The sequence below is a fragment of the Streptomyces sp. PA03-6a genome (assembly GCF_033792765.1).
GTDB lineage: Bacteria > Actinomycetota > Actinomycetes > Streptomycetales > Streptomycetaceae > Actinacidiphila.
The window spans coordinates 25,073-47,778 of the sequence record NZ_JARAVK010000042.1 but is presented as its reverse complement, the minus strand read 5'-3'; the positions used below and the strand labels follow the sequence as shown (position 1 = coordinate 47,778).

At 73.7% G+C, this 22,706-nt stretch carries 16 protein-coding genes; 1 reads left to right on the top strand and 15 read right to left on the bottom strand.

Features of this window, described 5'->3' with window-relative positions:
• Nucleotides 1–107: 107 nt before the first annotated feature.
• From PV350_RS13305 to PV350_RS13245, 13 genes are all read right to left on the bottom strand, one after another.
• Nucleotides 108–1,754 (bottom strand): phytoene desaturase family protein, encoded by a 1,647-nt coding sequence (locus PV350_RS13305; RefSeq protein ID WP_499516238.1) that lies wholly within the window; start codon nucleotides 1,752–1,754, stop codon nucleotides 108–110.
• 54 nt (nucleotides 1,755–1,808) lie between these two features.
• Nucleotides 1,809–3,932 (bottom strand): SpoIIE family protein phosphatase, encoded by a 2,124-nt coding sequence (locus PV350_RS13300; protein ID WP_499516237.1) that lies wholly within the window; start codon nucleotides 3,930–3,932, stop codon nucleotides 1,809–1,811.
• A 331-nt stretch (nucleotides 3,933–4,263) separates the two neighbouring features.
• Nucleotides 4,264–4,989 carry a hypothetical protein gene (locus PV350_RS13295; protein ID WP_500333876.1) on the bottom strand — a complete coding sequence of 242 codons (726 nt, stop codon included), beginning with the start codon at nucleotides 4,987–4,989 and terminating at the stop codon, nucleotides 4,264–4,266.
• A 128-nt stretch (nucleotides 4,990–5,117) separates the two neighbouring features.
• Nucleotides 5,118–5,846, bottom strand: a complete 729-nt coding sequence (locus PV350_RS13290) for a sigma-70 family RNA polymerase sigma factor family protein (protein ID WP_499516235.1) — start codon at nucleotides 5,844–5,846, stop codon at nucleotides 5,118–5,120.
• 248 nt (nucleotides 5,847–6,094) lie between these two features.
• Nucleotides 6,095–6,547 (bottom strand): cupin domain-containing protein, encoded by a 453-nt coding sequence (locus tag PV350_RS13285; RefSeq protein ID WP_499516234.1) that lies wholly within the window; start codon nucleotides 6,545–6,547, stop codon nucleotides 6,095–6,097.
• A 221-nt stretch (nucleotides 6,548–6,768) separates the two neighbouring features.
• Entirely contained in the window at nucleotides 6,769–8,943 is a 2,175-nt protein-coding gene (locus tag PV350_RS13280; protein ID WP_500333874.1) for a SpoIIE family protein phosphatase, read from the bottom strand.
• Nucleotides 8,944–8,997: 54 nt separating this feature from the next.
• A complete protein-coding gene (locus PV350_RS13275) occupies nucleotides 8,998–9,456 on the bottom strand; it encodes a carboxymuconolactone decarboxylase family protein (RefSeq protein ID WP_499516232.1) in 459 nt (152 codons plus the stop codon).
• Nucleotides 9,457–9,543: 87 nt separating this feature from the next.
• Nucleotides 9,544–10,425 (bottom strand): RNA polymerase sigma factor SigJ, encoded by an 882-nt coding sequence (gene sigJ / locus PV350_RS13270; protein WP_500333872.1) that lies wholly within the window; start codon nucleotides 10,423–10,425, stop codon nucleotides 9,544–9,546.
• A 104-nt stretch (nucleotides 10,426–10,529) separates the two neighbouring features.
• Nucleotides 10,530–11,015, bottom strand: a complete 486-nt coding sequence (locus tag PV350_RS13265; RefSeq protein WP_499516230.1) for an RrF2 family transcriptional regulator — start codon at nucleotides 11,013–11,015, stop codon at nucleotides 10,530–10,532.
• A gap of 60 nt (nucleotides 11,016–11,075) precedes the next feature.
• Complete coding sequence (locus PV350_RS13260; RefSeq protein WP_500333870.1) at nucleotides 11,076–11,537, bottom strand: hypothetical protein; 462 nt, start codon at nucleotides 11,535–11,537, stop codon at nucleotides 11,076–11,078.
• Nucleotides 11,534–12,010 (bottom strand): hypothetical protein, encoded by a 477-nt coding sequence (locus PV350_RS13255; RefSeq protein WP_500333868.1) that lies wholly within the window; start codon nucleotides 12,008–12,010, stop codon nucleotides 11,534–11,536. Before PV350_RS13255 ends, PV350_RS13260 begins: the two co-directional genes overlap by 4 nt.
• Before the next feature lie 134 nt (nucleotides 12,011–12,144).
• Nucleotides 12,145–15,771 (bottom strand): S8 family serine peptidase, encoded by a 3,627-nt coding sequence (locus PV350_RS13250; RefSeq protein ID WP_500333866.1) that lies wholly within the window; start codon nucleotides 15,769–15,771, stop codon nucleotides 12,145–12,147.
• Between the two features lie 357 nt (nucleotides 15,772–16,128).
• Nucleotides 16,129–17,253, bottom strand: coding sequence for an MFS transporter (locus PV350_RS13245; RefSeq protein WP_500333879.1), 1,125 nt, complete (start codon nucleotides 17,251–17,253; stop codon nucleotides 16,129–16,131).
• Between the two features lie 174 nt (nucleotides 17,254–17,427).
• Here PV350_RS13245 and PV350_RS13240 point away from each other — a divergent pair, with 174 nt between their 5' ends.
• On the top strand, nucleotides 17,428–19,992 hold the full coding sequence (locus tag PV350_RS13240; RefSeq protein WP_499516225.1) for an ADP-ribosylglycohydrolase family protein: 2,565 nt from the start codon (nucleotides 17,428–17,430) through the stop codon (nucleotides 19,990–19,992).
• Here PV350_RS13240 and PV350_RS13235 read toward each other — a convergent pair.
• Both PV350_RS13235 and PV350_RS13230 read right to left on the bottom strand, forming a co-directional pair.
• A complete protein-coding gene (locus PV350_RS13235) occupies nucleotides 19,940–20,407 on the bottom strand; it encodes an SAM-dependent methyltransferase (protein ID WP_499516224.1) in 468 nt (155 codons plus the stop codon). The two genes, PV350_RS13240 and PV350_RS13235, sit on opposite strands and share 53 nt — an antisense overlap.
• 131 nt (nucleotides 20,408–20,538) lie before the next feature.
• A complete protein-coding gene (locus tag PV350_RS13230; RefSeq protein ID WP_499517041.1) occupies nucleotides 20,539–22,704 on the bottom strand; it encodes an OmpL47-type beta-barrel domain-containing protein in 2,166 nt (721 codons plus the stop codon).
• Between the last annotated feature and the right edge of the window lie 2 nt (nucleotides 22,705–22,706).

The following is a 22,706-nucleotide window of genomic DNA, read 5'->3' as shown; positions in this document are numbered from 1 at the left end:
CCCTCGAACTGCCCCGCCTTCCGGCGCCGGCCCGCCTGGACGCCGCTGTGCACGGCCTCCACAGCGCCCTGAGCACACCGCAGGCCGAGGAATGCGGCTGCCGGCCGCTACGGCGCCGGCACCGCTGAGTCAGTCCGGGCACGGCGGTGTCCGACCCGCCGCCGGGCGTCCTTCAGCACCCGGCGGGCGGCGAGCAGGCCCGACGTGGCGTTGGTCCCCGCGCCCGGCCAGGTCGCGGCACCGGTCAGGTACAGGCCGGGGACCGCCGTGCGGTAGCCGCCGTGCCCGGGCATCGGCCGGAACAGGAAGTTCTGCGCCAGGTGGTGGCTGCCCCCGGTGCTGTCCCCGCCCACCAGGTTGGGATCGGCCGCTTCCAGGTCCTGCGGGGTGTACGCGGTGACGTGGGCGATCCGCGCCCGGCTGCCGGGCGCATAGCGCTCCAGCTTGGCCAGTACCCGGTCCGTCATCGCCTCGGCGACATCCGGCCAGTGGGTCTGCCGGATCGTGCCCGCCGCGTCACCACGGATGCGGGTGGGCATCGTCCGGACCTGGATCCACACGACGTGGCGGCCCGCGGGGGCGCGTGTCGGGTCCACGGAAGAGGTCTGCCCGACGATCAGCAGGGGGTCCGCGGGCAGCCGCCCCGCCTGGGACTCGGTGTAGGTGCGCGCCAGGTCGTCGACGTACGGCGCCACATGGACGTACCCGAAACCGGCCAGCTCCTCCCCCGCCGCCCACGGCAGCGGGCCGTCGAGCGCGAGGTGCAGCATCAGCGTGCCCGGGCCGTACAGGAAGCGGTCCGCTGTACGGCGCACCTGCTCCGGCACCTCCTCCGGTTCCAGCAGGTGCCGGTACAGCGCGGCCGGAGCGGTGTTGGCGATCACCGCGCGCCGCGCGGTGATCGTGCCGCCGTCCGCCGTACGCACGCCGACGGCCCGTCCGTCACGGCACAGCACGCGCTCGACCTCCACACCGGTGCGGACCTCGCCGCCGTGGTCGGCGAGGACGGCCGCGAGCGCCTGCGGCAGCCGCTGCGCGCCGCCCTCGACGACCGACATGCCGTTCTCCATGTCCGCGAAGAGTTCCAGGAGGGGGAACATCGCTCCTCCGGACACGTCGGGGGCGAAGTCCAGGTGCATGCCCCAGCAGGCCGCCATCGCCCGCGCCTCGCGCGTGGCGAACCAGACCTCACCCAGCTCCCGGGTGCTCATGAGCAGCGTGTGCGCGAGGTCGCCCGCGCCCCGCACGCCGTGGTGGCGCAGCAGGCTCAGCACCTGGCGTGCCGCCGACCGCGACGGCAGCGCGGATCCGTAGAGCGCGAACAGGTACGGCGCGAACCGCTGGTACTCGCGGTACAGGCCGGCGAAGCCGTCGGCGTCCCCGGCGTCGTGGGCCGCGAGCTGCTCCATCGTGCGCGCGTAGTCGCCGTACACCCGGAGGCTGCGGCCCTCGGGGAAGACGTTGGCGTAGGGGCGGTCCGTGGTGCGGAACCGCAGCCCGTGGCGCGCCAGTTCGGTGCCCAAGTCGGCGTACGCCCGGGAGCCGAGGAAGAGGTTCTGGTTGGTGGAGTACAGGTCGTGCACGAACCCGGGCAGCGTCACCTCGCCACCGGCGATCGCACCGCCCACGGCGGCGTTGCGCTCCAGCACGGCCACCGACCACCCCGCCCGCGCCAGGTACAGGGCCGCCACCAGGCCGTTGTGGCCGCCCCCGACGACGACCGCGTCGTACTCGCGGGAGCCGGCGGCCGTCATCGCCCCGCCCTCCCCGTGCCGCGTTTCCTCTCGCTTCGCCAAGGGGTCATGGGCCTATCCTCCGTTCGCCGGTGAGGGGGCCGCGATCAGCAGTGCCGTGTCGTCCGTACCGGGGGCGGTCCGCAGGGCGTGTTCGAGGAGACTGTCCGCAACGGCGTCCACGCCCTGGTCGGCCGCCGCCACCAGATGCCGCACCAGGTCGGCCGCGGCCAATTCGGCGTCGGCGCCGGGGGATTCGACGAGGCCGTCGGTGTACATCGCCAGCATCGTGCCCGGGGGCAGGGGGATCTCCGTGGTGGGGTACTCGCCGTCCGGTGCGATACCCAGCAGGAGGCCCGGCGTGAGTCCGAGGATCCCCGCGCGGCCGTCGGGATGGCGGATCAGGGGCGGGGGGTGACCGGCGGTGGCCAGCCGGGCGACCTGCCGCTGCAGGTCGATGTGGACGAACAGGCAGCTGGTGAACAGACCCGGGTCCAGGTCGGCCAACAGGCGGTTGGTCCGGGCCAGCAGGTCGCCGGGTGAGGAGTGGGCGGTGGCGTAGGCGTGGACGGCGATGCGGACCTGCCCCATCAGGGCGGCGGCCTGCAGGTTGTGGCCCTGGACGTCGCCGATGGTGACGGCCGCGCAGTGGGGTCCGCAGTGGATGAGGTCGTAGAAGTCACCGCCGATGTCGCTCCCGTGGCCGGCCGGCAGGTAGCGGGCGGCGACGTCGAGACCGGGCACCCGGGGCAGTTCCTTGGGCAGCAGGCCGGCCTGCAGGGTGCGGGCGAGTTGGTGCTTGGTGTCGTAGAGGTGGGCGCGGTCCATGGCCTGTGCGATGAGCCCGGCCAGTGCGACGAGGACGGTGCGCTCGGACTGCGGGAAGGGCCGGGGCCGGTCGTAGGACAGGACGAGCAGCCCGACGGGGCGGCCCGAGGTGATCAACGGCAGGAAGGCCCAGGCGTCCCTGTGCCGGAAGCGCAGGGCCTCCGGGTGGGCGCGGTGCAGTTCGGCGAAGCTGGAGAAGAACAGCGGGGTGGCGCGGTTGAGGGCCTGGGCGGTGACGATGCCGGAGGTCAGGGGCGTTCCGTCGATGCGGGCCATGAACTCGTCGGTGTAGCCGCGGTAGCCGGCCAGGCGCAGGCGCCCGCCCTCGGCGAGGAGCACGACCAGGCCCTGGGCCTCGAACGCCGGGATGAGCTGGTCGGCGACCTGGTCGACCACGTCCTGCACGCCCACCGCCTCGGTGAGCCTCGCGGCCAGGTACATCAACTGGTACATGGCCGACGCGCCGACCGGGCCGCAGACGCCGGCAGGGACCACGGGCTCCTCCGCCGCGTCCATCTGCTCCCGCGGTGAGCCGGCGATGCTGACGCTTATCCCGGTGGGTCCCGGGTGGAGCCGGAAGGACAGCCACAGGTCCGGTGGACGCAGGGCGGTGAACCAGGTGGTCTGCTTGGTGATGACGGCGGCACGGTACGCGTCCTCGAACGCCGGGCCGTCCAGCCAGAACAGCCGTTCCCACGGGCGTGAGCCCTTCAGGTCCGCCGCACCGACGCCCAGCAGGTCGGTCGCCGCGGCGTTGAGGAATCTGACCCGGCCCTCCAGGTCCAGCGAACAGCACCCGGTCGGCAGCCGTTCGGCGAAGTCGTAGGCCGCAAGCGCCTCGGCCCGGCTGGGCTCCCGACGCCGTACCGCGCGCAGGATCAGCGCGTCCGCGCCGGCCAGGACGGGGTGGCCCCGGTCCGAGTAGTGCCTCAGCAGCCGCCCCGACCTGCCGCAGAAGATGCCGATCGTGTCCCGTTCCCCGGGGCTCAGGACCGGCGCGTGCCAGATCGGCCACAGCAAGCACACGCCGCCCCACATCACGTCGCCGTCCATGATCGGCGCCGCCGCCAGCATGATCTCGTAGGGCGCCACCAGCGCGACCCGGGGAAAGCGTTCCGCCAGCTCCGTGGAGTTCCCCACCCACACCAGCGACCGCTCCCGCACGGCCTGCGCCACCGGCGCCGCGTCGTCCAGGGCGATCCGTGCCCACGGGGCGGCGATCCGCCGGGACGTGCCGGACAACGCCACCAGCTCCAGCGTCCGCTCCCCCGGCGCGAGCACGTAGAGCATGCCCACCGCGGTGTCGGTGTCCCGGACGAGACCCTCGAACAGGCCGGCGAAGCGCCGCATGCCGCCTGTCAACGGTTTCACGTCATGCCGGGTCACCGCGTTCGCCCCCGTCGCCGTCGTGCCGGGACACGCGGGCAGGCCACCGGCGGTACCGGGTCCGCCGAGCCGTCCGTCCGTGCCGCAGAGCCCCGCGGCCCCAGCACCGCTCTGGTCCCATAAACGGACCATACGCCCCAAGGGGCACTACGGCATCCACGGCGCCGGTCACGGTGCGCGGACCCACGGGGCAGGCCGTGTCCCCCGGGAGGGTCGGCGACCCTCGCCGTGCGGGCGGGTCGGACGGGCCGCCGGCTCCGCGCACGCCTGCACCCTGCGTGCGCGGAGCCTTCCACGGACCGGTGCCGGAGCGCCGCTACCGCAGGCCCTCGGTGACGACGTCCATGTCGGCGCTGAAGATGACGACCTTCTCGATCAGGTCCCCGTCGAGCTGGAGGATCTCCGATCCCAGTGCCGACTTGCCGCCAGGGAAGCCGAAGTCCCAGGCCCAGTGGATGAATTCCCGGTTCTGGGAGTGACCCGTGATGAGGCCGCTCAGCGGCGGCGCCTGACGCTGCACGGCGGTGATGTACGCGTTGATGGCCTCCCGGCCCACGATGACCTGGTCGGGCTCCATGATCGTGATGTCCTCGGTGTAGATGCCCTCCATCACCTCGGCACGCCGGGCCGGGTCCGGAGTCATCCAGACCTCCAGGTGCTTGGCTATGAGCACCCGGGCGCGGTCCGACCCGGCGGTCAGCGTCAGGTGGAGCCGGGAGATCCGCCCGTCCGGGCCCAGGGAGACGGAGACCGGTCCGCTGCCGGAGCGACCGTTGCCCCGGACGTCCAGTCCGGCCCGGCTCCACGTGCCCGTGATGGAGCCGTCCGCCGCCACGGAAGCCGTCCACTGGTGCGTGGACTCCTTCCACTCGGCAGCCAGCGTCCGGTGGAGGTCGACGGCGGGCTCGCGGCCCTGGACCATGTCCCCGCTGTGCATCAGCAGCACGTCCTCGGCGAAGACGTCCCTGAGGTCGTCCAGGTGGGAGTGGCCGCCGTCGGCGGAGTCCACGATCTCGAAATAGCGGTCGAGCATCGTCGTCACGCTTGAATTCCATTCTGTCTGCACGTGTCGGTGGCGCCGCACTGCGGGAGGGCGCCCGGGGGCGGTGGCGCATCGTCGCGATCACGTTCCCGCCAGGGAGACGACACGGCCCGCACCGACGTGACGGATCAGGCGCCCGGAGTTCGCTCCGGGTGCTGGTTCCAGCGGCGCAGCTTCTCCGGGTTGAGCACGGCCCAGACCTGCGCCACGCGGCGGTCGGTGACGTCGAGGCTGATGACCGCGGCCACGGTGTGGTCGCAGCGCACCACGAGTCCGGTACGGCTGTTCACGGACTGGGCGGTCAGGGTGGTGCGCGGGTGGGGGCCCAGCAGCGTCAGCAGGCTGCGGGTGACCTGCTCGCTGCCGTGCACGGATCGGACCAGTGTCCGGACCTTGCCGCCGCCGTCGAAGACGGCCATGGCGTCGGGTGACAGCGCGGACGCCAGCAGCCCGGCGTCGCCCGCCGTGCAGGCTTCCCCGACGGCGCGGACGGCCGCGTCGTGCTCCAGCGGGCCCGACGGACCGGAGCGCTGTGCCTGGAGCCGCCGACGCGCGATGGCGGTGAGTTCGTCGTACCTCGACCTCGCCTCCGGGCCGTCGCGCCCGGGGCCGCGGTGCCCGTCGGGCGTGCCCGGGTCGCCCAGGCAGATGCCGCCCGCGGTCGTCGACAGCCAGGCACGGGGCGACGTGATGGCCGCGCGCTCCGCGTCGGACAGCGCGTACCACCGGCGATAGGTCTCGTCGATCACGCTCTCCGCATCGCTGCGGCTGCCCGACATGCGGTGGGCGACATCCAGCAGATGCCGGCGCTCGTCGAGCAGCACCGCGATCGGCACCGCGTCGCTGGCCACGTCCATACGGCATCCTCCCTCTCGTACAAGACCACACAACGCGGCCGCACGCAGCAACCTCGTCGAAGTTCGAGGGCGTGGGGGAGTGGTCCGCGAGGCGGGTGTCTTCCCGGGTCTCGTCAGGGAGACGACGTGGCCCGTACGGGTGTGACAGGCCGGCCCGAGGAGAGCGGCTGGGCGGACTCCGAGGAGTTCATGGCCCATTCCGGGCCGCGGCTGCCGCCCCTGACCCGGATGCTCACCGGCGACCGGGATCAGGACGGTCGCGGTGCGCGGCGGTCCCGGCGACCGGCCAGTTCCCGGTCGTCGACGAACGTGAGCATGGGCTTGCCCTTCTCGCAGAGCATCACCACGACGAAACGGAGCGGTTGGTCGTCCTGGTTGTTGCCGTCCTGGTAGTGGATGACGTCGCCGCCGGGCTCCCAGAACGACTCGCCTGCCCGCACGAGGCGCTCCGGCTCGCCCTCCAGCTCGAAGAGCATCTCGCCTTCGATGACGTACCCGAACGCGGGACCGGTGTGCCGGTGCGGGGGGATCCCCGGATAGCCGGGCGGGTACTGCACGAGCAGGGTCATCGCCTGGGGGTGTTCGGGGACGAAGGGCGGTTCCTGTTCCAGCAGCGTGGTGATGCACGATTCCCAGGGGACCTGGTCCGCGGCAGCCCCGGAGCGGCCCTGTCCGGACCCGCTGGTTTCGTTGTTCGGCATGGTCACTGACCTCACGATGGACAAGCGCGCCGTGGACATCGGCAGCTCAAGGACCCCTTCCACGCTACTGCTCAGCCGGACGACGCGCTCAGCACGTCGCGCCCGGCGCAGCTGTCACACCGGCGGGGGCCGCCTCGCGGGCCAGGGACGGTCGGCGGGCCGGCACCCGGACGGCGCCCCATCCGCTGACGATCCGTCACCCGGCGTGTCTGGAGCGCGTGTTACGCGGCGGCGACGGACCTGATGAGCAGTAGCGCGATGTCGTCGGTGCGGGGGCCGGTCCGGCGCGCGTGGTCGATCAGGTCCGTGGCGAGCCGGTCCATGGGCTGGGGGGCGGTACGGGCGAGGCGGGCGGCGAGCCCGGCCATGGCGTCGTCGAGGTCGACCCCGGGGGTCTCGACGAGTCCGTCGGTGTACAGGGCGAGGACGGTGCCGGGCTCCAGGGGGATCTCGGTGGTGGGGTAGTCCGCCTCGGGGTCGATGCCGAGCAGCACCCCCGGCGGAACGGTGAGGACCTCCGTGTGCCCGTCCGGGTGGCGCAGCACCGGCGGCGGATGGCCGGCGGTGGCCAGGAGGGCCCGGCGTCGCGCGAGGTCGAGCCGGGCGTAGAGGCAGCTGACGAAGCGGCCCGGGTTCAGGTCCAGCAACTGGCGGTTGGCCTGGCGCAGGGCCTGCGCCGGTGCGGCCCCGGCGAAGGCCTGGGAGCGGATGGCGGGCCGGATCCGGCCCATGAGGGCCGCTGCCCTGACGTGGTGGCCCTGGACGTCGCCGATGACCGCGGCCGCGGTGGTGTCGTCGACCCGGACCAGGTCGTAGAAGTCGCCGCCGATGTCCATGCCCCGGACGCTCGGCAGGTAGCGGGCGGCGACGTCGAGTCCGGGGAGGTCCGGCAGCGAGTCGGGGAGCATGGCCGCCTGCAGGGTCTCCGCGAGCTCCTTGACGGTGTCGTAGAGGCGGGCACGCTCCAGCGCCTGGGCGATCAGCCCCGCGAGTGCGGTCAGCACGGTCCGCTGGTTGCCGGAGAATCGGTGGGGCCGGTCGAAGGCGAGGACGCACAGGCCCACGGGCCGGCCGGAGGCGATCAGCGGCAGGTAGGCCCAGGCGTCCAGGCCCTCCCGGCGGGGGGCGCGCGGATAGGCGCCGAGCATCTCCTCGAAGGTGGCGAAGAAGGCCGGCACGCCCTCGGCGAGGGTCCCGAGCGCGGCCGGGGAGGTGAGCGCCGCTCCGGTGAACATCTCCGCGGGACAGGGGTTGTAGCCCCGGCAGCCGACGAACCGCAGGGCGCCGTCCACGGGCGAGAACAGGGCCAGGGCCAGGGTCCGGGCGCGGAAGGTCGGCAGCATCTCGTCCGCGACGAGGTCGACCACGTCGCCCACGCCGACGGCCTCGGAGAGGGCGGCGGCCAGGTGCAGCACCTGGTAGAGCTCGCCCAGGGCGATCGGCGCGCCGCGGGGTGCCGCCGTGCCGGGGCGCACCGCGTTCCGGACGCGGTCGGGACCGTAGGGCACGATGCGGACGCTCACCCCGGAGGCGTCGGGGTAGAGATCGAAGGCGAGCCGCCGGTCCGGCGGGACCGTCGCCGTGAAGGATTCCTGCTGCCGGCTGACCACGGCCGCCCGGAAGCGGTCCTCGAAGGCGGGGTCGGTAGACCAGGACAGGGCCTGCCAGGGGCGTCTGCCGAGGAGACCGGGGACGGTCCCGCCCAGCAGACGGGCCGCGGTGGCGCTCAGGTAGGTGAATCTGCCCTCGAGGTCGAGGGTGCAGCTGCCTCCCGGCAGGCGTTCGGCGAAGTGTGCCGCGGCCTGTGCCTCGGACGGCTCCCACTCCTGGGCGGGCGGCTGGGCCAGGGTCCGCGGGGACGCCGCGGGGGTGACCGGGTGCCCGGCGTCCGCGGCGTCCCGCAGGAACCGCCCCAGGCGCCGGCAGGCGGCGGCGACCCGCTCGTGGCTGGGTCCGGCGAGCTCGGCGGCGTCGCAGCAGGGCCAGAACAGCAGGAGCGCCCCCCAGGTCTCGGAGCCGTCGAGGACCGGTGCCGCGGCCACCGCGAAGTGGTACGGCAGGGCGATCGCCGTGCGGGGGTAACGACGGGCGAGTTCCTGGGGCTTGCTGAGCCACACCAGGCGTCTGTCGCGCGCCGCGTCGGACACCGGGACGTGGGCGGACAGGGCCACCCCGAACCAGGGTGCGAGGTACTCCGCCGGCATCCCCGTGGTCACTTCGAGCCGCAGCGACGGTCCTTCGGGGCTCAGCAGGAACAGCGCGCCCGCGTGGGCGCCGGTGTCCCGCGCGGCGAGCTCCAGCAGCCGGTCCAGTTCCGCCCGGCACGTCGGCCCGGCGGCGTCGGCAGCGGTGCTCGCGTACGCCTGAGCAGCACCGTCGTCCGGTGTAGCGCTCATGGCTCAACCGTACGTCCGGACCGGTCGGCCCCGCCCGGGACGCCGGGCGGCGGCTCAGCCGGCGACCCGGTAGCGGCTGGTGATCGCGACGCGGTTGAACGCGTTCATCACCGTCGCCAGCCAGGCGACCGCCGAGACCTGGTCGGCGGTGAGCACGGCCGCGGCCGCCTCGTAGTCCGCGTCGCTCACGTGCCCCTCCGGCACGCGGGTGATCGCCTCCGTCAGGCGCAGGGCGGCGCGGTCGGTCCCGGAGAAGTAGCCGGCTTCCTCCCACGCGGGCAGCACGGCGATCCGGTCCGGGTTCTCGCCCTTCTTCAGGGCGTCGCGCGTGTGCATCCGCAGGCAGAACGCACAGCCGTTGATCTGGGACGTGCGGATCTTCAGCAGTTCGACCAGGAGCGGGTCGAGGCCTGCCGCGGCGGCGCTCTCCTCCACCACCGTGGACAGGGCGAGGAGCGCCTGGTAGCTGTCCGGGTGCTGCTTTCCGATGTTCACGCGCTGCTGCTCGGTCATGGATGTCCCCTCTGGGTGTGGTCTGCCGGGTAAGCCTCGTCGAAGGTCCGCCGTCACGCGCGGCGGGGTGCCGTCCGGTGGCACGGGTCAGACGTGTGCGATCTTCGCCGGGTTGAGGACCCTGCGGTAGGCGGTGATCAGGCCGTCCTCGATCTCCACCGTGTCGACGGAGAAGACGCGGCCTGCGCGGCGGTGCAGGAGCGCGGGTTCGCCGCCGACCTCGACGAGGTCGACGCGGTCCGGACGCCACCGGAGCCACACCCCCACCATCAGCTTGGCGATGCGCGTGCCGCCGTGGACCAGCTTGCGCGCCGTGAAGACCTCGCCGCCGCCGTCCGTGACGTACACGGCCTCGGGGTGGAGGAGCCGCACCAGCCCGGCCATGTCCCCGGCCTCGTACGCGGCGCGGAACGCTGCGAGCAGCCGTTCCCGCTCCGCCCGGGTCGCCTGCGGCGTCGAGTGCCTCGCCTTGGCCACCTTGCGCCGGGCCCGCGAGGCGAGCTGGCGGGCGGCCGGTGCGGAGGCGTCCAGCACGTCGGCGATCCGGCTGAACTCGAGGCCGAAGACGTCGTGGAGGATGAAGGCCACACGCTCCGGCGGGCTCAGTTCCTCCATGACGAGCAGCATCGCCGACCCGACGGAGTCGTCGACGAGCACCGGCTCCGACGCGTCAGGCCCCGTCAGCAACGGCGCGGGCAGCCACGGCCCCACATAGGTCTCCCGGCGGGCGCGCGCGGACTTCAGGACGTCGTACGACCGTCGGGCGGCGACCGTGACCAGCCAGGCCCGGAGGTCGCCGATGTCGCGCAGGTCCGCTCCGGCCGCCCGCAGCCACACGTCCTGGGCGATGTCCTCCGCGTCGGCCACGCTTCCCAGCAGGCGGTACGCCACCCCGAAGACGGCGGGCCGGTGCGTCTCCCACTCGGCCTCGAGCACCTCGGGCGACCTGGGTATACGCGTGAGACTCATGCTGGCGTGACCTCCTTCGCCCCCACATCCGGCAAAATCGAGATGTTTTTCATCCTGAATGAAGCTCCGCGGGAGCAAAGGGGCGCCCAGCACCGGAAGCGGGCTCAGTCGCGCCCGAGCCCTCCGCGTACGTACGACCCCACCGCGGGAGCGTGCGCTTCGGCCTCCGCCCGCACCTCGGCGAGACTCTGCTCGGCCAGCGCCTTCCGCCAGGCCAGCTCGGCCCGCCCCATGGCGCTGTTCACCGCGCAGGGGCGGCGGAAGCCGCCCGCCGGCACCCGTTCGCCGATCGTGCCGCAGCGGCGGATCTCGGCGCAGCGGAACAGGGGGTCGTCCCCCTCGACGGCGAGGACCACGTCCAGCATCGACACCGCCTCCAGTGGGCGGGCCAGCCGGAAGCCGCCCCGCGCACCCGGCACGGATTCCAGCAGCCCCGCCTTGACGAGCTGCTGGAGTTGCTTGTTCAGGTAGGACGCCGACAGATCGTGACCGGCGGCCAGCTGCGCGGTCGGGACCGGCTCGCCGTCCCCGAGCCACGCGAGGTTGAGCAGTGTGTGCACCGCCCACTCGACGCCCTTACCCGTTCGCATATCTGGATAATAAACATCCAGATATCGCCCGTCAAAGGTCATGTCCCCTCGTAGGACACCTCAGCGGTGACGGCCGCCCCTGCGGGGGTCGCCGGTCCGGCTGGGCACCACGGGGAGGGTCACGGCGTACGCGCCGAGGGCGGAGGGGGTTACGACGGCGCCGATCCACGTGGTGCGCAGGCGTATGTCGCTCCAGGACAGCGCCGTTCCCCAACCGTGGGGCAGCCCCAGGAGCACGGCGCTCGTGAGGAGCGACAGGGTGGCCGACCACGCGAGGGCGGCGGTCAGGTGGACGAGCCAGCCGGGGGTGCGGTGGTCGCGGGTCCGCCACACACGGGCGAGGCCGTAGGCGGGGAGGACTCCCGCCGTGCCGGCGAGGACGGCCAGCAGCAGCGCGCCGATGATGCCGCCGTGGTAGCTCCCGGCGAGGCCGAGGCCGATGACGAGCAGCGCCGCGACGGCCGTGCCTGCCCCCCACGCGGCGGGCAGGCGGAGTTCCCCGCTCCTTCCCGGGTGCGTCATCGGACACCCGCTTCCGCGGCGGGCGGTCCGGCCGAGGCCGGTCGTCCGGGGGCCTGCGGGCAACGGTCGCGGTACCCGGACACCGCGAAGGCGGCGGCGCAGAGTGTGCCGGCGGCGCCGGCGCCGATGCCGAGGACGGCGGTCGGCGGCATGTCGTCACCTGCCGGGTAGCGCCGGCCGCACAGGCGTACCGACCGGGGGTCGTCCGCTGCCGCCTCCAGGCACGGGTGGGCACCCACGGCGACGCGGCCCGGCATCTGCGACACGGGCAGGTCACGGTCGGCAAGGGGCCGCCCGGCGACCTCGTACCCGACACGCGCACTCGTGCCCCTGCCGAACGTCACCTCTTCGATCACGCCGTCCACCCGCACGGGCGAGGCGTCGATCCGGTCGGCGCCCCGGACCTGGCCGTAGAGGAACCAGGCGACGCCCAGCGTCAGGAGCGGGCAGCAGACGGCAATGAGACACGGCACTTTGGGCACTGTCTTGGCGAAGTCCCCCCGCATGCACCGGAGTATGGCACCGCGGCGGGACGAAAGCGCCCGGCCGGACGCCGGGGCCCGCGGGGCCGGTGCCGCGGTGTGTGCGCGGCACCGGCCCCCGGGCGTCACTTCAGGCCGAAGGCCCGGATGACGGTCTGCGCGACCGATCCCCCGGCGCGTGCCGTGGCGCTGGTGCGCAGCGACACGAACGCGGCCGAGGAGGGGGCGTGCAGGGTGGCCCGCCAGGACCCCTGACGGACCTTCAGGTCCTGGCGGTGCCAGGACGCTCCGTCGTCGTAGGAGACCTCGAGCCGGACCGAGGACACCGCGTCCTTCGCGGACGTGCCGAGCACCGAGGGGGTGACGGTGACCTCCTGCGTGCGGCGCGCCCTGCCCGCGGCGTCGAGTTCCGTGCCGTAGTCGAGTTGGACCAGCGGCACGGTCCCGGACTGCGCCTTGCCCGAGACGAAGTCCCACTGCGTGTGGGTCTTCGACGAGTACGGGCTCAGCGCCGGATCACCCGCGGTGTCGACGACCAGGCGGTACGGCAGCGACTCGGCCGGCAGGTCGAAGGCGTTGACGTAGGCGCTGTCGGTGGTCAGCAGCGTGGTGCCGCCCTGGAGCAGTGAGGTGCGTGCGGTCATCGTCTCGGTTCCCGCGGAGCCCGTGTGCGGGGCGCCCGAGTCGCTCCAGCCCGGGACGACCAGCGAGAGGGAGGTGTCGTCCCGCACCTGGGAGTCGCCGTCGGACATGCGAGGCCGCAGGACCGGGCCGAGCCACCGTTCCTGCTGGACGCTGCCCCGCCGGTAGGACGTGGGACTGTTCGTCGCGCCCACCCAGCCGCTGACCGACGCGGTCTGCTGCCACGTGGCCTCCTCGCCCGCGGTCACCCAGTCGGTACGCCGTCCGGGTGCCATGGGCTCGAGTCCGAAGGAGTACCCCGCGGCCCACTCGTACGCCGGGTAGTCCGTCCTGCGCTCCAGGGCCTGCTTGCCCCGCGGCTGGGCGAAGTCGACGTCGACGCGCGCCAGGCGGTCCGGGTCGGCCCGGTAGGCCACGTCCGAGGGCACGGCGCCCGCGTGGTACTTGACCAGGTCGTACAGGTACGAGGGGGACGGGTGGGCCGCCACCCGGAGTCCGACCCGGTGCTCGCGCGCCGAGGCGATCCTCGCGATCAGTGCCTCGCCCTCGTCCTTGGTCACCGACACCACGGGCACGTCCGAGTCGGCGGTGTAGTCCGGCGACCCGTACCAGGCGGCCAGCCGCCCCACTCCGTCGTTGACCACGAGCAGCGCTCTGGCGCCCGCCGCCTTCGCGGCCGACGCCTGCTCCGAGGGCGCGACCTCGGCGCTGTGGCGGACCACGGCGACCCTGCCGCGGGCTCGCGCCCTGGCGAACTCCTCGGGCGAACCGGCGCCGGCGAACACCGCGTCCGGTGTCGACGTGCCGTCCGGCAGGGCCGCGCTTCCCTCCTGGGCGAGCGCGTCGTCGATCCTGCCGCCGCCGTAGGACAGGTCGAGCGGCGTCTGCTGGGCCCGCAGGCGGGTGGCGAACACGAAGCTGCCGTGCCGTACCTTGGCGCCGGTCGGCTGGGCCCAGACGCTGTCGTAACCCGGGCCGACGATCACGTTCTCCCTGACCGCGCCGTAGTCAGCGGGGCCGGGTTCGGTGGAGGTGAAGGAGCGGAAGAAGTCCAGCCGGGTGTTCACGAGCGTGGTGGGCTTCGGTGTGACGGCCCGCACCTGGTGCGCCGTGGAGGCGTCGAGGACGACCTGCCGGTCCGCGGTCAGGTCCACCTCGGGGGCGCTCAGCAGGGCGATGCCGCGGGAACTCGGGCCGTGGGTGCCCACGACGTCCGCGTACGACACCACCGTGTAGGTGTCGGCGGGCAGACGCAGGGTCAGCTCCCCGCTCGCGGGGATCTCGTACGCGGTGGTGGACCTGCTGAGGGCGCCCTTGAGGTGGATCCAGCCGCTCATCGGCTCGCCCGAGCGGTCCTTCATGGTGATGCCGAGGTCGTACCGCTCCGGCTCGAGGCCGATGCCGGCGACCGTGTGGGCGACCGCCGCGCCGGTGGCGTCGCGGGCGACGACCTGGGCGGTGTGGTCGCCCCGTGCGAGGCCGGACGGGTCGGCGCCGACCTCCACCACGGTGCTGCCGTGGGCCGGCACGGTGACCTGGTCGGCGGAGAGGGAGAACACGCCGTCGTCCGGGGCACCCGCCTCCACCGCGAGGCGCAACGTCAGCGGCTCGTCCCCGGAGTTGTGGTACGTGATCCCCTGCGTGACGGGGCCGGTGCCGCCGTTGGGCCACCGGAGGAAGCGGAAGACCGAACCGGTCGCCGTGACCCGGGCGCGGACCGCGGCCGCGACGTCGACACGCCCCGAACCGCCCTGGTAGGCGGTCAGGTACGGCGTCGCCTTGCTGGTGCTCATCAGGGCGTCCTTCAACCGGCTGCCCGGCCAGTCGGGATGCCGCTGCGCCAGTAGGACCGCGGCGCCCGCGACGTGCGGGGAGGCCATCGAGGTCCCGCTCATCGTGGTGTAGGGGCCCTCTCCCCCACTCGCGTACTGCGACCGGGCGGCCAGGACGTCCACACCCGGGGCCGTCAGGTCGGGCTTGACGCCCTCGTCGCCGACCCGCGGTCCGACGCTGGAGAAGAACGCGAGGTCGTCGGAGGGGCCGACCGCGCCCACGGTCAGCGCGGCGTCGGCGGCGGCCGGGGAACCGATGGTGTACGGCGTGGACCCCCGGCCGCTGTTGCCGGCGGCGACGACGAACAGCGTGCCCGTCTCGGCGCTCAGCGCGTTGAGGCTCCGGCTCATCAGGTCCGTTCCGTCGCTCGGCTCGGCGCTGCCCAGGCTCATGTTGACGACCCTGGCGTGCTCCGTGCGCGCGGCCCACTCCATGCCGCCGATGACCCAGGACTCCTGTCCCTCGCCGCGGTTGCCGAGCACCTTGCCGACCACCAGGTCGGCGCCGGGGGCCACGCCCTTCTCCTTGCCGTCCGACGCCGCACCGGTGCCGGTGACGGTGGAGGCGACGTGGGTCCCGTGGCCGCTGCCGTCCGGCACGTCCTGGTCGGGAACGAAGCTGCGGGTGCCGACGATCCGGTCCTTCAGGTCCGGGTGCCCGGTGTCGGCGCCGGTGTCCAGCACCGCGACCTTGACGCCGGAGCCGGTGTCCCCCGACTCCCAGACCTGCGGCGCGCCGATCTGGGCCGTGGTGTCGGCGAGCGTCGCCTTCGTCCTGCCGTCCAGCCAGATCTTGTCGATGCCGCCGGTGAACGACGGGACCGCGGCGGCACGGCGGGACCCGGTCGCCTCCTGCCCGGAGGAGCCGGCGCCGCCCGCGGTGAGCACGGCCCAGGCATCGGCCGCTTCCGACCGGTCGGCCGCGAGGGCGGCGCCGCCGACGGAGGGCAGATCGCGGCGGGTCTCCGCACCGGGCAGGGCGGAGCCGCCGCGGCGGAGGGCGGCGTGGTTCCCGCCGGTGACGATCAGGGGCAGCCGCGGGGCGTGCGCGTCGTCGTAGCCCTGCGCGATCAGCCCGGTGACGTTGAAGAGGCGCTTGTCGAGGCGGTCCGCCGCCACGTACGCGAGGGCGTCGTCCGGGTAGACGTAGGTGTCGCCCGCCTCGGTGACGATGCGCACCGAACCGGCGGCCCCGGGACGGCGCTCGACGCTCAGCGAGTCCCGCGCGCCGCCGGTCCCCGGGGTGACGACGACCTTGTCCCCGGTGATGAGGGTCACGGTCTTCACCCGACCCCCGGCGGGGGCCGGCGGCCCTTCCGGCGGTGCGGCGGACGCGGCCGCCCCCGCCGACGCGGGGCTCAGGAGAGTGACGAGTACGGCGGTGGCGGTGCCCAGAGCCGCCAAGCCCGTTCTTCGGGCCGTGGTGAACAGCACTGTTCCTCCTTGCGTTTTCCTGGGCGAATACGATCACATCCCTGAGATTTCGAACAGATCTTGACAGCCTCGAACAGCGCAGCGGCGCATGTCGGTTGAGGCGCTGATTCCTGGAGCGGCGCTCGGGTCGAAGCGCGGTGTCAGGTGCGGGTGCGGGGTGGGGTTCCGGTGCCCCGCATGCGCTGCGCGGCCTCCGTCACGTCACCGCGTACGCAGCGGCCGGCGCAGCAGGAAGACGCCGACGGCGGCGGACACCAGGATCACGTACAGCGCGAAGACCACGCCCGCGTCCCGCAGTCCGAGCGCCAGGCTCAGGGCGCCGACCCCGACCACCGGTACGGAGATGCCGACGTAGGCGGCGACGAAGAAGGCCGAGATCGTCGCGCCGCGGTGCTCGTCGGGGGCCACCGCGCTCACGCCGGTCAGGCCCGCGCGGAACGACATCCCCTGCCCGAGGCCGCCGACCAGGGCACCCACCACCAGTACCGGCAGGGACTCCACCACCAGCGAGGCCGCGACCACGGCCATGCCCGCCGTGAGCGCCAGGCATCCGGCCGGCAGTGCGCGCCGGACGCCCAGACGGCCCATCAGCATCTGCCCGGCGGTGGACGCGCAGAACACGGAGAAGACGACGAGGCCGTCTACGGCCAGGTTGTGCTCCCCCAGCGTCATGGCGAGGAAGCTCGGCGCCACCGCCGTGAACAGGCCGAGCATGGAGAAGCCGGCGAACGCCGCCAGCCCGGCGGGGACGAACGCCGCCCGCGTCGGCGGCGGGACGACCATGCCCTGAGGACGCAGCGGGGGACGCGGGCTGCGCACCGCCACCGTCTCGGGCAGGGCGCGCGCGACGGCGTAGGCCGCCAGCAGCAGGACGATGTGCACCAGGAAGGGCAGCCGGAGGGGCCACGGCGCGTACTGCGCCAGGACCCCCGACAGCAGCGGCCCGCAGCCGAGGCCGCCCATGTTGGCGGCGGTGGCCGCGAGGCCCGCGCGTGCGCGCCGGTCCGGGGGCGCCAGTTCGAGCACCGCGGCCGTCGCGGCCCCGCTGAGCAGACCGGCCGAGAACCCCGACAGCAGCCGCCCCGCGAACAGCAGCGGCAGGCCGCTCTCGAAGAGGAAGCACACCGCGCTCAGCAGCGACAGGCCCAGCGCGGCGAACAGCACCGGACGCCGGCCGAGGACGTCGGAGAAGTCCCCGGCGACCAGCAGCGCGGCGATCACTCCGATCGCGTAGACCGCGAAGACCACCGTGACGACCAGTTCGGAGAAGCCGATCTGCTCCCGGTAGAGCCCGTACAGCGGTGTCGGCAGCGTGGTGCCCGCCATGCCGACCGCGAACACGCCCGACGCCGCGACGTACGCGCTCCGCGCGCGGCGTTCCCCGGTGGCTTGCTTGATCACCCTTCCACGCTAGCTGACGACCCGTCGGATCGGACGCTCCTGCGCGCCCCACGGCGGCGCCTTGAGAACAGGCAGGCCGACGTGCCAGGCTGACCCGCCATGACCCGCACACCCGGCCCCCGCCTCGACGCCCGGGGCATCGACCGCGCGGCCGGGGTGCTGCTCGGGGCCGCCGTCGGTGACGCGCTGGGCGTGCCCTACGAGTTCAAGGCGACCCTGCGCGAGGACCAGCAGCCGGGCATGATCGGCGGCGGTCTGGGGCCGTACCGGCCCGGCGAGTACTCCGACGACACCCAGACGCAGGTGTGCGTCGCCCAGGTCGCGGCGACCGGGGCGGACCTGCGCAGCCCCGCGGCCCTGGACGCGATCGCCGCCGGCTTCCGGCACTGGGTGGACGGCGGGGCCAGCGACGTCGGCGCCCAGACCCGTTCCGTGCTGGGCGCCTCCGAAGCGCTGCCCGGAAGCCCGGCGGAGGCGCTGCGGGAGGCCGCCCGCCGGTACGCCGCCGGGCACCGGCTCACCGCGGGGAACGGCTCGCTGATGCGCACCGGGGTCGTGGCGCTCGCGAACCTCGGGGACGCCGCCGCGATGGCCGAGGCCGCCACCGCGGTCAGCGCGCTCACCCACCCGGACCCCGACTGCGCCGACGCCTGCGTCCTGTGGTGCTCCGGCATCCGCACCGCCGTGCTGCACGGCACCTTCGACGGTGTGCGGGCCGGGCTCGACCTCCTCCCGCCCGTACGGCGGGACACATGGGCGAAGCGGCTGGACGAGGCGGAGGCCGCGCCGCCCGGGCACTTCGCCGACAACGGCTGGGTCGTCCGGGCGCTCCAGGCGGCCTGGTCGGCGATCACCCGTACCCCCGTGCCCGAACTCGACCCCGGAAAGGGCCGTTTCCCCGCGGGGCACCTGCGGCAGGCGCTGGCGGCGGCGGTACGGGCCGGTCACGACACCGACACCGTCGCGGCGATCGCCGGCGCTCTGCTCGGCGCGCGCTGGGGCTGCTCCGGCATCCCCCTGGACTGGCAGCGGGCCGTCCACGGCTGGCCCGGCCTGAGCGGGCCCGACCTGGTACGGCTCGCGGTCCTCACCGCCAGGGACGGGGCCGACGACGATGACGGCTGGCCCTCGGCACCGCGCATGCCGCTGCCGTCCCACTCCCCCACCGGCCTCGCCGTCGCCCACCCGCACGACCCCGGTGTGATGCTGGGCAACCTGGCCCTGGCCCAGGGCGCCGAGCCGGTCCCGGTCGACGCCGTGGTGTCGCTGTGCCGTACGGGAACGGCGCCCGTGCTGCCCGGCGCCGACGTCGAGCACATACAGGTGTGGCTGCGGGACGGCCCGGGAGACAACGCCAACCTCGCCTTCGTGCTGGACCAGGCCGCCCGGCAGGTGCTGCGGCTGCGGCGCGCGGGCAAGAAGGTCCTGCTCCACTCGTCGGCCGGGCAGAGCCGGACCGCCGCCGTCGCCGCCGTCTACAGCCATCTCGCCGGCGGAGCGCCGGGCGGGTCGTACCCGGTGCCGGCCCACCCTGAACTCCGCGACGCCCTACGGGCACTGACCGCGGCACCCGCCCCGGCCGCCGCGTACGGCACAAAAGCCCCCGCGGCGGCCGTGCCGGCGGCGCGCGCCGCCTCCCCGGAGGAGGACGCCGCCGACGGCATCGACACCTCCGACCCCGAGGAGGAGCCGGAGCACGAGGGCGAACGGCCGCCACTGCCGCGGTACACACTGTCCCGCGTGCGCGGGCTGCTGCTCGGCCTGGCCCTGGGCGACACACGGGGCTCCGCCCAGGGCACACTGCCGGACCGCGGCCCGCTGAGGGCCGGCGCCGGCACGCAACTGGCCTGCTTCACCGTCGAAGGCATCATCCGCGCACGGACCGGTGCCCGGCACGGCACCGGTCATCTCCCGTCAGCCGTGCGGCGCGCCCACGGCCGACGGGCCGCCCTCCAGGAGGCAGGCGGCCACCAGCCGGACGGCTGGCTCGCTCGCGTCCCCGCACTGGCCGAACCGCGCGGCGAGGAGCCGGACTTCCTCGCCACCGTCCTCGCCACCGTCCTCCCCGCCGTCCTCCCCGTCGCCGTCACCGGCGCCACGCACGGCCCGGCCCAAGCGGCCGCCTGGGCACGCGAGATCGCCGCCGACTCCGCGGCGGCCCACGCGACCGTGCTGCTCCACCACTGCCTGACCGGCACTGCGGAGGCCCAGGAACCCCTGTTCGCCGAGCATTCGCAACTCCACATCGCCCTGCGAGCCGGCCTGGACGCCCTCGGCGACACCGGCGTTCCCGGCGACCTCCACACGGCGTACCGGCAGGCCACGGACGACCCGGCCGACCCGCGACGGCTCGCCGCCCTCGCCCCGGACGCGACCGCTCCCTCAGCGCTGCGCGGCGCCCTCTACTGCGCCGCTTCCTTCCCCCACCGGCACCAGATCGGCGACGCCCTCCACCTCGCCGCCGCGGCGCCTGACAGCGCGTGCGTCGCCGCCGTCACCGGCGCCCTCCTCGGCGCCGCCCACGGCGTACGGGCCCTGCCGGCCGGTCCGCTCAGCCGCCATGAACTCGCCTGGGTCCTGGACACCCTCGCCCACGACCTCATCGCGCCGGCTACGGCTGGAAGTACTCCGACATCAGATCGCCGACCCATTCCGGCTGCTTGACGTCCACCGCGCGGAACTCCACCATCGTCGGCTTCAGGTCGATGACCGGGGTGCCCGAGACCGCGTCGAGGCCCACCACCGTCAGTTCGCGGCCGTGGACCGATTCGATGGCGCAGCACGTCACCCCGATGCGGTTCGGCCTGCGGGGGCCGCGGCCGGCGAAGACACCGACGGGCGGCAGGTCGGAGCGGCCGCGGTAGGGGCGGGGTTCGCGGTGGTCGTCGCTCTCCGGGAACCGGTCGAAGACGAAGAGGACCTCCACGTGGGAGAAGCCCTCCAGACCCTGCAGGCACGCCTCGCCGAAGCGCTCGTCGACGGTGATCGTGCTGCGGACGGCGCCCCAGTTGTCCGTGTGCTGGACGTCCGTCCGGTCGTTCCGGACCGTACCTATCGAAGTGACCTCGAAGCTCGGCATGCCAAGGTTCTACCGCTTGGGGCGGTGTCGTGCCCAGATGAGGACCGGTCCCGGGACCGGCTGCCCGGGCGACGCGGTGGGCCCTCCCCGCGGGTGCGGGGAGGGCCCGGGAAGCGGTCAGGGATGGCGGATCACAACTGCTTGATGCGGATGTCGCGGTAGGAGATCACGTCCGTCGTGCTGTGGACCTGGAGGCCGATGTAGCCGGTGGCGTAGCGCCGGCCGTCGGTGCCCGGGTCCCCGGCGCGCGGCGGGGTGAAGACCTGGCCGCCGACGTTGTCGAACTCGTTGATGACGACGCCGTTGCGCAGGACCGTGAAGTGCTGGCCCTCGGCGCGGATCTCGTAGTCGTTCCAGGTGCCCTTCGGGGTCACGCCGGCGCCGCCGAGGCCCACGCGGTCGAAGCCGTAGACGGAGCCGGTCTTGTACATGTCGCCGTCGGGGCGGTCGAGGATCTGGATCTCGTGCCCGTAGTTGATGGCGACCCACTCGGGGCGGGACTCCTCGGGGTGGTCGTGGACGTCCGGGAAGCGGATGAAGACACCGCCGTTGGCGTTGCCGGTGCCCGGGGCGTCGTCGCGGAACTGGAGCTTGAGCGAGAAGTCGCCGTACTTGCGCTCCGGGAACCACAGCATGCCCATGCCGGGGACGGTGGTGCTGCTGGTGATGGCGCCGTCGCCGGAGAGGGTGAAGCGGCCGCCGCCGACCTGCTCCCACTTCGCCAGGGAGGCCTCGGTGCCGTCGAACAGGTCGCGGTAGCCCTGCGTCTGGCCGGGCTTGCCGATCTTCGACTGCTTGGCGGCCTTGGTGATCTTGTTGAACTCGCGCTGGTCGATGACGTTGTCGGCGAGCAGCCCGTCGAGCACGCCGTCGACGTGCTTGAGGAACAGGGCGTGCGAGGACCAGTCCTTCTCGTCCTCGATCAGCTCGTTGATGGTGCAGCGGCTGCGGGTGAGCCGGTTCGGCACACCCGAGTCCACCGTGCCGACGATGACGGTCAGCCGCTCGTCGTACTCGGGGCAGTTGGGCGCCGGGACGCCGCCGCCCTGCGCGATGGTGAAGGTCACCTCGCGCGCCGTGGCGGTGTTGCCCGCCTTGTCCGTGGCGCGGTAGGCGAGCGTGTGGGAGCCGATCCGGTCGACGATGACGGGGGCGGAGTACACGAGGTAGGGGCCGCCGTCGAGGGAGTACTCGATCCGGTCCACCCCGGAGCCCTCGTCGGTGGCGGTGACGGTGACCTTGGCGCTGGTGATGTACGCGCCGTTGGAGTTCCTGGTGCCGGTCACGGTCGCCGAGGTCTGCGGCGCGGTGGTGTCCTGGGTGGGCGGCGCCACGACGGTGAACGCGACGGACTTCTCGGCCGACGCGTTGCCCGCCTTGTCGGCGGCGCGGTAGCGGACGGTGTGCGAGCCGACCTGGTGCACCATCACCGGCGCGGTGTAGGTCTGCCAGGCGCCGGTGGTCCCCACCGCGTACTCGATGGTGTTGACGCCCGATCCGGTGTCCGAGGCGGTGACGGTGACCGTGGCCATCGTCAGGTAGTTGCCGTCGGCGTCCTTCTCGCCGCTCACGGTCGCCGAGGTCTCCGGCGCGGTGGTGTCGTCGGTCGGCGGCGCGACCACGTCGAAGGCGACGGACTTCTCGGCCGCGACGTTGCCCGCCTGGTCGGTGGCGCGGTAGCGGACGGAGTGGGCGCCGACCTGGTCGACGACCAGCGGTGTGGTGTACGGCTGCCAGGGGCCGTCCTGGCCGACCGCGTACTCCACCGTCTTCACACCGGATCCGTCGTCGGTCGCGCTGACGGCGACCGTGGCGGAGCCGACGTAGGCGCCGTCGGCGTTCTTCTGGCCCGTGACCTCGGCCGCCGTGGTGGGCGCGGTGGTGTCCTCGCCGCCGGGCTCGGTCACCGTGAGGATGCCCTGCATCTGGCCGTGGCCGGGGATGCTGCAGAAGAAGCGGTAGCGCCCGGGCGTGAGGGTGACGTCGACGGTGTGCCGGCCGCCGGTGTCGTCGCCCGGGTTGGCGAGGATGTTGACCGGGACGTCGTGGTTGTACTCGGGGTCCGACACGTCGAAGGTGAGCGTGTGCGGCATGCCGATGTCGTTGCCGGTCGCCGCGCTGTTCTCGAAGACGAGCGTCGTCGGCCCGGCCACCGCCGTGGTCGGGAAGCTCGCGTACCGGTCGGTGCGCGAGCTGGCCGTCCAGGTGAGCACCTGGGCGGCGGCCGTGGTCCCGCCGGCCGCCGCACGGTCGTCGGTGCGCCCGTACGCGACGGTGGAGGTGAGCCCCAGCACCATCA